Source organism: Protofrankia symbiont of Coriaria myrtifolia (genome assembly GCF_900634755.1).
Taxonomy (GTDB): domain Bacteria; phylum Actinomycetota; class Actinomycetes; order Frankiales; family Frankiaceae; genus Protofrankia; species Protofrankia coriariae.
Genome location: NZ_CAAAFS010000013.1, coordinates 1 through 6,061 on the forward strand (window position 1 = coordinate 1; position 6,061 = coordinate 6,061).

At 71.2% G+C, this 6,061-nt stretch carries 6 protein-coding genes; 1 reads left to right on the plus strand and 5 read right to left on the minus strand.

Annotation, left to right across the window (positions count from 1 at the left end; genetic code table 11):
- The 5 genes from purL to CM1CMNOD_RS00470 all read right to left on the minus strand — a co-directional run.
- The coding region (purL, locus tag CM1CMNOD_RS00460; RefSeq protein ID WP_131773787.1) for a phosphoribosylformylglycinamidine synthase subunit PurL at positions 1-2,298 on the minus strand (2,298 nt) is incomplete at its 3' end.
- Positions 2,299-2,824: 526 nt separating this feature from the next.
- Complete coding sequence (locus CM1CMNOD_RS00465) at positions 2,825-3,013, minus strand: type II toxin-antitoxin system RelE family toxin (protein ID WP_202797695.1); 189 nt, start codon at positions 3,011-3,013, stop codon at positions 2,825-2,827.
- Positions 3,014-3,103: 90 nt separating this feature from the next.
- Positions 3,104-3,271, minus strand: coding sequence for a hypothetical protein (locus CM1CMNOD_RS21315; protein WP_013871723.1), 168 nt, complete (start codon positions 3,269-3,271; stop codon positions 3,104-3,106).
- 111 nt (positions 3,272-3,382) lie between these two features.
- On the minus strand, positions 3,383-3,550 hold the full coding sequence (locus tag CM1CMNOD_RS21320; RefSeq protein WP_157490954.1) for a hypothetical protein: 168 nt from the start codon (positions 3,548-3,550) through the stop codon (positions 3,383-3,385).
- Between the two features lie 88 nt (positions 3,551-3,638).
- Positions 3,639-4,622 carry a DUF3027 domain-containing protein gene (locus CM1CMNOD_RS00470; protein WP_013871724.1) on the minus strand — a complete coding sequence of 328 codons (984 nt, stop codon included), beginning with the start codon at positions 4,620-4,622 and terminating at the stop codon, positions 3,639-3,641.
- 137 nt (positions 4,623-4,759) lie between these two features.
- Here CM1CMNOD_RS00470 and CM1CMNOD_RS00475 point away from each other — a divergent pair.
- Positions 4,760-6,061, plus strand: a 1,302-nt coding sequence (locus CM1CMNOD_RS00475) for an MFS transporter (RefSeq protein ID WP_131773788.1), incomplete at its 3' end; no start/stop codon positions are given.

Sequence of the window (6,061 nt, forward strand, 5' to 3'; positions counted from 1 at the left end):
GGCGAACAGGGAGGGCAGGGTGGAGGTGTGGGCGGTTCGCAGGTCGGCCAGGGGGACGGTGAAGGCGTCCTGGACCTCGAGGGTGTCGCCGTCGACCACACCGACGCGCCGACACGGCAGGCCGCGGGCGGCGCACATGTCGGTGAAGCGCAGCTCCTCGGAGCGGGCCACGGCCACCACCGCGCGGCCCGCCGACTCGCTGAACAGCTCGGTGAACAGGTCCGCGTCCCGCGGGAAGACGATCCGGGCACCGTGCCCGCCCCGCAGGCAGGACTCGACCAGCGCCTGCGCCAGCCCGCCGTCGGAGAGGTCGTGCGCCGCGGTGAGCATCCCGTCCCGGGAGCCGGCGACCAGGATCTCGGCGAGCAGCTTCTCGGCGGCGAGGTCGACGGCGGGCGGGCGCCCACCGAGGTGACGGTGGGTCACCCAGGCCCACTCGGAGCCGCCGAACTCCTCCCGGGTCTGCCCGAGCAGCAGCAGCGAATCACCCTCGTCCGCGAAGCCGATCGGGACCCGCCGGGCCACGTCGTCGAACAGGCCGAGGACGCCGACGACCGGCGTCGGGTTGATCGGTGTGGCGCCGGTCTGGTTGTAGAACGACACGTTCCCGCCGGTGACCGGCAGGCCGAGTCGGCGGCAGGCGTCCGCGAGACCCCGGCAGGCCTCGGCGAACTGCCACATGACCTCCGGGTCCTCGGGGGAGCCGAAGTTCAGGCAGTTGGTCACCGCGATCGGTGTGGCCCCGGCCGCGGCCACGTTGCGGCACGCCTCGGCCAGGGCGAGTTGCGCGCCCGCGAACGGGTCGAGCCGGGTGTAGCGGCCGTTGCCGTCTGTGGCCAGCGCGATGCCGAGGCCCGTCTCCTCCGAGAGCCTGATCACCCCGGCGTCTTCGGGCTGCGCGAGCACGGTGTTCGCCTGCACGTACCGGTCGTACTGGTCGGTCACCCACGCCTTCGAGCACAGGTTCGGCGAGGCGGCCATCGTCAGCAGGGTCGCGCGCAGCTCGTCCCCGGTGCTCGGACGTGGCAGCGCCGCCGGGTCGTCCAGCCGCAGGGCGTCGAGGTCCGCCGGCCGGCGCACCGGACGGTCGTAGACGGGCCCGTCGTCGGCGAGCGAGCCGGGCGGGACGTCGACGACGACCTCACCGTGCCAGCGGACGACGAGGCGCCCACTGTCGGTGACCATGCCGATCCTGGTAGCCAGCACACCCCAGCGTTCGGCGAGCGCGAGCACCGCGGGCAGCACATCCGGGGTGACGATCGCGAGCATCCGCTCCTGGGACTCGCTCGCGAGGATCTCGTGCGGCGCCATCGACGCCTCGCGCAGCGGGACGCGATCGAGGTCGACCGTCATCCCGCCGGGGCCGCCGGCGGCGAGCCCGGCCGCGGTCGTCTCGGTCAGTGCGCAGGTCAGCCCGGCTCCGCCGAGGTCCTGGATGCCGACGACGAAGCCGCGGTCGAACAGCTCCAGGCAGAACTCGATGAGAATCTTCTCGGTGAACGGGTCGCCGACCTGGACGGACGGCCGGCGCGCCGGCCCGCCGCCCTCGTCGAAGGTCGCCGACGCCAGCACGGACACGCCGCCGATGCCGTCCCGGCCGGTCTTGGCGCCGAGCAGGACGACCGCGTTGCCGACCCCGGTCGCCGCCGACGTCTGCACCCGGCCGACCGGCAGCACTCCCACGCACAGCGCGTTGACCAGCGGATTGCCCTGGTAGGACGGGTCGAAGACGACCTCTCCGCCGATCGTGGGCAGGCCGAGACAGTTGCCGTAGCCGCCGATGCCCGCGACCACCCCGGGCAGCACCCGGGCGGTGTCGGGGGCGTCGGCGTCCCCGAAGCGCAGCGGGTCGAGGACGGCGATCGGCCGGGCGCCCATGGTGAGAATGTCGCGGACGATCCCACCGACACCGGTCGCCGCGCCCTGGTACGGCTCGACGAAGCTCGGATGGTTGTGCGACTCGATCTTGAAGGTGACGGCAAGCCCCTCGCCGACCGCGACCACCCCGGCGTTCTCGCCCATGCCGACGAGCAGCCGGTCACCCGCGGGCGTGTCGCGGAACTGGCGCAGGTGCACCTTGGACGACTTGTACGAGCAGTGCTCGCTCCACATCACCGAGTACATGGCGAGCTCGGCGTCGGACGGCGTGCGCCCGAGCGTGCTGACGATACGGGCATACTCGTCGTCAGTCAGCCCGAGCTCACGGTAGGGCTGCACGGTCGCGCCAGGCGCAACAGCGTCGGAAAGTAGCGTGGACGGGACGGTGGGTGCGGTCGGTGTACCGGTCACGCCACCCATCTTCCCGGACGCTTCCCGGTGAAGCCGGCCAGCGTCCGCAAGCCCGGCCAACCCCGGGAATCCCGAGGGGACGAACCTGGTCAGGCCCGGTCAGGGATGCCCCGGCCGGTGAACCCCGACCAAGGGGTGGGCACCCCCTTCCGGAGGCTTCCCAGAAGCGCCGGGCCTGGCCCGAAAAGCCACATCCCGGCTGCATCCACATCCATATGATCACCCCATATGATCATCGCTGTGTCCAACCGGTTGGCACCTCAGGCACCGCCTCCAAACGGATCCGGATCCGGCGGTGAATTCCCCCGGGTCAGCGCGGCCCGCGCTTCAGCCTCCCTGTGCGACCCGCTTCGCAGGTCTGGCTGCCAGCTCCTCATCGCACAAGCCCATCACCCAAGATTGACTTCAAAATTTGCGTGTAGACTGACTGAATTTGTGAGATGGAAGTAGCCGGCGGAACGGGATCGTCGCACCGGCAGCGCGGAGCTGACGGGTAAGGAAACACCTATTTCTTTGTAAAAGTGCGATCGTGGGATCAATAGCGGTGGTAGACCTCACGGCGGTGAGCGGTGCTGACCACGACGATGACGAGATCTGCATCACGGGGCAGGTAGATGACCCGGTAGTCCCCGACCCGCAGGCGTAGGTGCCCGGGACGGCCGACCACGGCCTTGCAGCCGGCCGGACGCGGATCATCGGTTAACCCGACGATCGCCGCCTCGATGCGCCGCCGGGCCGGCTACGGGATCTTCCGGAGCTCCCGCCAGGCAGCCGGACGGAATTCGATCTTATAGGGTGCCACGGAGTCAGCACTTCAGGAGGCGAGCAGGTCGGTGTCACCGAACTCGGCCAGCACCACCTCGAGCGGGATGTTCTCCCCGGGCTCCGCCCAGGCCGCGTCGATCGCCTGACAGTCGGCGTCATGCTCGGCCGCCGGGTAGTCCTCCTCGTCCCACCACGGGACGACGCCAGGCTCGCTCATACCGCCACGATACGCTGGACGCACCCAACGGAATGCGTCTTCAAGTGGTCCGGTTCAGGTAGTCCAGCTTGCCGTGATCAGCATGAACAGAGAGCAGATGAAGCGCTCGGTTCACCACGGGTCGTCGCGTAGCTGCCGTTCGGAGAAATGCGGCTCCCGGATACAGGTGATCACCAGGCCCGTGGTCGTGAACACGCGGGTGAAGTCCTCCAACGGCAGGGTCCAGGCGACAGCCGGCACCGGGGACAGCTCGCCGGCGACGTCGAACTCCACGTCCACGCCAAGTGGATCATCGGCCAGGACGAAGAGTCGCCCGGCTGCGGATCGCCGCCCCGTATCGGCCGCTAAGAGACGGCTGGGAGCCGCGTCAGGAGTGGCCGTAGGGCTCCGGGCCGGCGGCGTCCCCGGCCGGGGCCTGGGCGGGATCGTCCGGGACCGAGCCGGGCGGATGCGCGGCAACACCGACCAGTTCCAGGTCGGCGGACTCCGCGTCACCCGGATCGTCGTCGTACACGATCGACTCCGGGTGCGCGGACGGCGCCACCAGTGCCTCCGAGTGGGCACCACAGCCGTGGTCGAGCGCGGTCACCCGGCCGTCGTCCGGCGCCATCTCGTTCGCGCACACCCCGAACACCTGCCCCAGGGCGCCGGCGAGACGCACGTGGAAACCGCAGGTCCGGCAGGCCGCGGGGGCAACCCGGGCAATGGACGCCTCCGGGCCGGACTCGCCGGCATACCAGCGGGCCACCGCGTCGTCGCGGCCCATCACCGACAGCAGGCGAGGACGGCCGAGGCCGATCTCGTGCCACGCGTCGGTGTCGACGAACTCCTCGATGTCGCCGAGACGCAGCGTCAGGCGCGGGTCGTCCACGGCGGTCGGCAGCAGGTCGCCGACGCCGACGTCACCGGGACGCAGCCGCTGTGACCACGGCACCCACTGCGGAGCGGTCAGCGCCCCCTCGCCGGGCATCAGCACCACGTCATCCACGGTGGGCTTGCGCATGCGCGAGGCGCGCGTGACCACCACCGTCCAGACCCAGCCGGGGTAGGCGCGTGACCTGCAGGCGAAACGGTGCAGGACAAGCCGTTCGCCGTCGGCCTCGGCACCGAGATGCTCACCGACCAGACTGGGATCGTCGGCCTCGGCGAGGGCTGCGGCCCGGGCCTGCTCAACGGCCGCGGCACACACGGCGTCCAGCGCGGGTGGGCGCAGTGCCCGGGGGGCGCGCGGGGTCCTGGGCGAGACGGACGGGCGGCTCACCCGAGCGGCCCGCACCGGCCCGTCGGCCCGGTCAGGATCGACGGGTTGGTCCAGGTCGACGGGCCGGTCAGGATCGACGGGCACCGTCACGTCCCCGCTCATCGGTGCCGGGGGTGCTGCCGGGCCGCGCTGTACATCCTGAGCCTCCACGCACGTATTGTCGCCTACACGTTCCGGAACTGCGCTGCGTGGTCGTGATGGCTCTCCTGGGGGGGAGGACACTCAGCATGGTGAACGTGGGTGCCGGTGTCGCCAGGGGGGTGCGGAAGCTGCGGGCCTCCGCCCGCCGGGGCGGCGCCGAACAGTCCGGGCTCGCCTCCCTGATGGAGCTTTCGTTCGTCAACGCGGCCGGGGACGCGCTGGTCACGGTAGCACTCGCCGGCTCACTTTTCTTCGCGGTACCCACCGGTGAGGCACGGTCGAAGGTCGCCCTGTACCTGTTGATCACGATGGTGCCGTTCGTCCTGCTGGCACCGGTGATCGGCCCGGTGCTGGACAGGTTCGCCTATGGCCGCCGAACCGCCCTGGCCGCGATCTGCCTGGCCCGCGGCATGCTCGCCTGGCAGCTCGCGAGCTCCCTCGACGGGGTGGCGGTCTACCCGCTGGCGCTCGGGCTGCTGATGCTGTCGCGGTCGTTCGGGGTGGCCCGCAGCGCGGTCATCCCGCGGGTGGCCCCCCGGGAGCTGACCCTGGTGAAGGTCAACTCCCGGATCTCCCTGGTCAACATCGCGGCCGGGGCGGTGGTGGCCCCCGCCGCGCTCGGTATCGCCAACATCCCCTACGTCGGCTATCCGTGGGTGCTGCGGATCTGCGCGATCGTCTACATGATCGGTGTTCTGCTCGCCTTCAACCTGCCGAAACACGTCGACTCCGCCGCGGGTGAGAAACGCGCCTTCCTCGGGACGGGCCGCTTCCGCCGGGACATCACCGGCCGGCTGCGCCGCGCGCTCGGCGGGCTGCCGGTGGCGCTGCGCGCGTCGCTGGTGCTGCGCGGTCTGGTCGGGTTCCTCACCTTCTACCTGGCGTTCCTGCTGCGGACCAGCGGCGGCAACAACCTGTGGCTCGCCGGGCTGGCGATCTGCGCCGGGGTGGGCAGCGGCCTGGGCGTGTTCGTCGGCGGGCGCCTCGGCCGCAAACGGCCGGAAGCGCTGCTGATGCTGTCGCTGCTGATGGCCGCCGGCGGCTGCCTGGGCGCCGCCGTCAACTACACGAAGCTGACCTCGCTGCTCGCGGCCCTGCTGGTCACCACGGCCAGCTCGACCGGCAAGCTCGGGCTGGACGCCATCATCCAGCGGGACGTCGCCGAGGACACTCGCAACTCGGCGTTCGCCCGCTCGGAAACCGCGATGCAGCTCGTCTGGGTCGCCGGCGGCGCGATCGGCCTGATCGAGATGCCTGGCACGCTCGGCTTCGCCGCCGCGTCCGCGGTGGTCCTGGGCACGATGTTCGTGGAGACCCGGGCCCTGCACCGTTCCCGGGCCGCGGCCCGGGAACGGTGCAGGGCCCGGGTCTCCACGAACATCGTGCCC

Bases quoted from the DNA above. Each gene is read 5' to 3' on its own strand.
- CM1CMNOD_RS21315 (WP_013871723.1), bottom strand. From the start codon at position 3,271: ATGAGCGAGCCTGGCGTCGTCCCGTGGTGGGACGAGGAGGACTACCCG.